3 protein-coding genes are annotated in these 3,204 nt (G+C 52.5%); 1 reads left to right on the plus strand and 2 read right to left on the minus strand.

The genetic code is table 11. The annotated features are described in order from the left end of the window. Nucleotides 1-169 precede the first annotated feature (169 nt). A complete protein-coding gene (locus BLW49_RS28375; RefSeq protein ID WP_090728279.1) occupies nucleotides 170-1,804 on the plus strand; it encodes an IS5 family transposase in 1,635 nt (544 codons plus the stop codon). A gap of 30 nt (nucleotides 1,805-1,834) precedes the next feature. Here BLW49_RS28375 and BLW49_RS28380 read toward each other — a convergent pair whose 3' ends face one another. Together BLW49_RS28380 and BLW49_RS28385 are read right to left on the minus strand one after the other, a co-directional pair. Next, nucleotides 1,835-2,596, minus strand: a complete 762-nt coding sequence (locus tag BLW49_RS28380) for a transposase (protein ID WP_090728276.1) — start codon at nucleotides 2,594-2,596, stop codon at nucleotides 1,835-1,837. Continuing rightward, nucleotides 2,544-3,089: a helix-turn-helix domain-containing protein gene (locus BLW49_RS28385; protein WP_090728277.1), complete on the minus strand. Its 546-nt coding sequence runs from the start codon at nucleotides 3,087-3,089 to the stop codon at nucleotides 2,544-2,546. Before BLW49_RS28385 ends, BLW49_RS28380 begins: the two co-directional genes overlap by 53 nt. Nucleotides 3,090-3,204: the final 115 nt, after the last annotated feature.

A 3,204-nucleotide genomic window follows, 5' to 3' on the forward strand; every position in this document is an offset into this window, starting at 1 on the left:
CTAGTACATGATGGCGTAATTATCCAGTCACTAAATAGGGCTTGCTGAACGCCCCGAAAAGCTGTAAAAAATCGCATAATAACAAGGGATTCGGGATTTGTATGTCGAAATCATATGCAAAGGAATCTTCGGAAAACAGCCCAAAATCCTTGCAGATGGAGCGACGAAAATGTTCAAGCCGACCGCACACCTCGACAATCAATTGATCCTGCCTGGCGATTTCTTTCTTCCCTTCGGCGGAAAACTGGATGAAAAGAATCGTTGGGTTCAGTTGGCACAGTTGGTGCCGTGGGCGGCGGCTGAACAGAAATACGGTCGTTTCTTCAAAGACACCTTCCGCGGTCAGCAAACGATCAGCCTGCGCATGGGGCTCGGCGCGCTGATCATTCAGGAACGCATGCAGTTGAGCGACAGAGAAACCCTGACGTCGATCAGCGAGAACCCCTATATGCAATACTTCATCGGTTTGCCCGGATTTGTGATGAAGCCGCCGTTCCACCATTCCATGATGACGCATTTCCGTAAACGTCTGTCGGACGTGCTGGCCGAATTGAACGAGATCGTCGCCACCCAGGGCGCGAAGGAAACGAAAGACGATGATGACCATTCAGGCAGCGTAAGCGACGGAAAAAGAAAGCGGTCGACGCCTCGCGCCGCTGCAACCGAAACCGAATTCGAACAGCAGGCGCTGTTCGAGGAAACGCTAGTTGAATCGGCAGCGCAAACGCCTGTTGCGGAGCAGACGGTTGAAGCGTCGGCGCCACCGGAAGCGTCCGAACTTGAGACCGATGAGGCCATCGATTCCACCGCGGCGCCGGAAACGCCGGAACAACCGAATCAAGGGACACTGCTGGTGGACGCCACCTGCGCCCCGGCGGATGTGGCGTATCCGACCGATCTGAATCTGCTGAATGAAGCGCGGGAGAAGCTGGAAGCGATCATCGATACGCTGCACGAACCGGTCATCGGACAAACGGCAAAACCGCGCACCTACAGGGAAAAAGCGCGCAAGCAGTTTCTGGCGGTGTCCAAACAGCGCAGGCCGGGACCGAAAGTCATTCGCAAAGCCATCCGCCGTCAGCTGGGGTATGTGGAACGGAACCTCGTCATCATTGCCGAGCAAGCAAAGACGCAGCCGCTCACGCTGCTGAGTCGCAAAGCCTATCGTGATCTGCTGGTGATTCATGAACTGTACCGCCAACAGCTCCACATGTACAGGACGCGGTCGCACCAAATCGAAGACCGCATCGTGAGTATCCATCAGCCGCATGTGAGGCCGATCGTGCGCGGGAAAGCGAAGGCGCGAGTGGAGTTCGGCGCAAAGCTCACCGTCAGCATGACAAAAGGTTACGCTTTCCTGGATCGTGCGTCCTGGGATAACTTCAACGAGAGTACAACGCTCATCGAGACGATCAAGAACTACCGTCGTCGCTTCGGCTATTATCCAGCTGTCGTACAGGCGGATCAAATCTATCGCACCCGCGAGAACCGGAACTTTTGCAAGCAGCATGGCATCCGGCTCAGCGGCCCGGCTTTGGGAAGACCACCGAAGGACGGTCCGACTCGTGAACAGCAAAATCAGGACAAACGGGATGCCGGTGAACGAAATGCCATCGAAGGCAAATTCGGAGAAGGCAAGCGCAAGTACGGGCTTGGCCGTATTCGAGCGCGTCTCGCGCAGACCAGCCTGTCCGCCATCACGCTGCAACTGCTGGTGATGAACCTGGAGCGCAGGCTCCGCGTTCTTTTTTGCCTTATTTTCGCCTTCCTGTTCCGCCGTCGCCCTGCCCTGAATTTCTGCTAAGCAATCGTTCAGCAAGCCCTAAATAGAGATTTACACTTTGAGTAACTTTCCATCGAACGTCCATCGAAATGGTTTAGCCAAATGCTCGTTGTAGTATTCGATAAACTGGGCGATGCGTTGCTCCAAGGCTTCTCTCGATGAAAAACTGGATCGCTTATTCAACAATCTGCGAATCAAGATGGAAAACCAGCACTCCACTTGGTTGAGCCATGAACAATGCTTGGGGGTGTAGACAAAGCGAATGCGATGGCTCTCATCTTGCAAAAAGGCTTTCCGGGTTTCCATGCTTTCCAGAATTCCGGATTTCCCTTTGACTCCCAGCTCATCTGGTGCCAAATTGATCTTGCATTGCTGAACAACAAACCTCACCAACGATTCCGATTGATGAGTGTTTAATTGATCCACGACAAAGATATGACGATCTTCCGGATGCAGTTGCACGACATCTTGAATATGCCGAACGAAATCGTCCTCGGTTCGTGTCGGTTGAATCAGCGGCGCTTCGATTTTTCCGGTGACCACATTCCGTGAAGCGATTAGTCCAGTCGTGCCGTGGCGGATATATTCAAATTCCCGGCGTTCTACTTTGCCCGCCTGCATCGGAAGTGCCGGATGCTTGTGCTCAAGAGCTTGAATGCCGGTCATTTCATCGCAGGAATGGACGTGTGTTTGTTGCTCTTCGAGCGCAGGGGCATCCCGATAGACATCGCAAACCTGCTTGACTTCTTCCCGGAACTGGTCAAGGTTCTCGATGTTCGGATTGAGCCAATACCGGCTGAGATGAGGCTTCAAGTCCGCATCTTTTTAAAAAGCGCCCCACCTGGCGGGGCGAAATGCTTTCCACAATCCCTTGTTTCACGGCCTGTCGGGCTAATTCCGAAGGTGTCCAGTGGCTCATCGGCACACCATGTTCCTTCGGGGATTGGCACGCGATGGCGATGATATGGGCGACTTGTTCTGGTGTGAAGGTGGCTGGGGCCCCTGACCGTTGTTCGTCGCTGAGTACCGATTGAATATGCGCCTTCAAGGCGTTTGGCCGTTCAGCCTCCACCTTTGCCGTTTCTGCTGATGCCTTATCCCAACGGATTCGCCAGAGTTTCACTTTGTTACGGTCCAATCCGGTTTCACGGGCAATCTGTTTATTGGTAATCCCATCAGCGGCCATGAGGATAATGGTAGACCTTTCAATGAAATGTAAGGGTGTATGTGTTCCTTTTTTAAACGACTCCAAAATTTTACGCTGTCTGTCGCTCAAGATAACCGTCGCCGCTTGTTTCCAAGGCATAATTTCTCAGCCCTTTCCGTGCTGATAAACACTAACTTTAGCATACAGAAAGGGTAATTCTGTGTCCAGCAAACTTTCGAATTTATGATTTATTAATTGAGCCATCATGTACTAG

Origin of the sequence: Paenibacillus sp. PDC88 (assembly GCF_900106725.1) — a bacterium.
In the GTDB taxonomy this organism is placed as follows: Bacteria; Bacillota; Bacilli; order Paenibacillales; family Paenibacillaceae; genus Paenibacillus; species Paenibacillus shunpengii.

Excerpts from the sequence above, each read along its gene's own strand:
- BLW49_RS28385 (WP_090728277.1), bottom strand. The coding sequence starts at position 3,089 with ATGCCTTGGAAACAAGCGGCGACGGTTATCTTGAGCGACAGACAGCGT.
- BLW49_RS28375 (WP_090728279.1), top strand. The coding sequence starts at position 170 with ATGTTCAAGCCGACCGCACACCTCGACAATCAATTGATCCTGCCTGGC.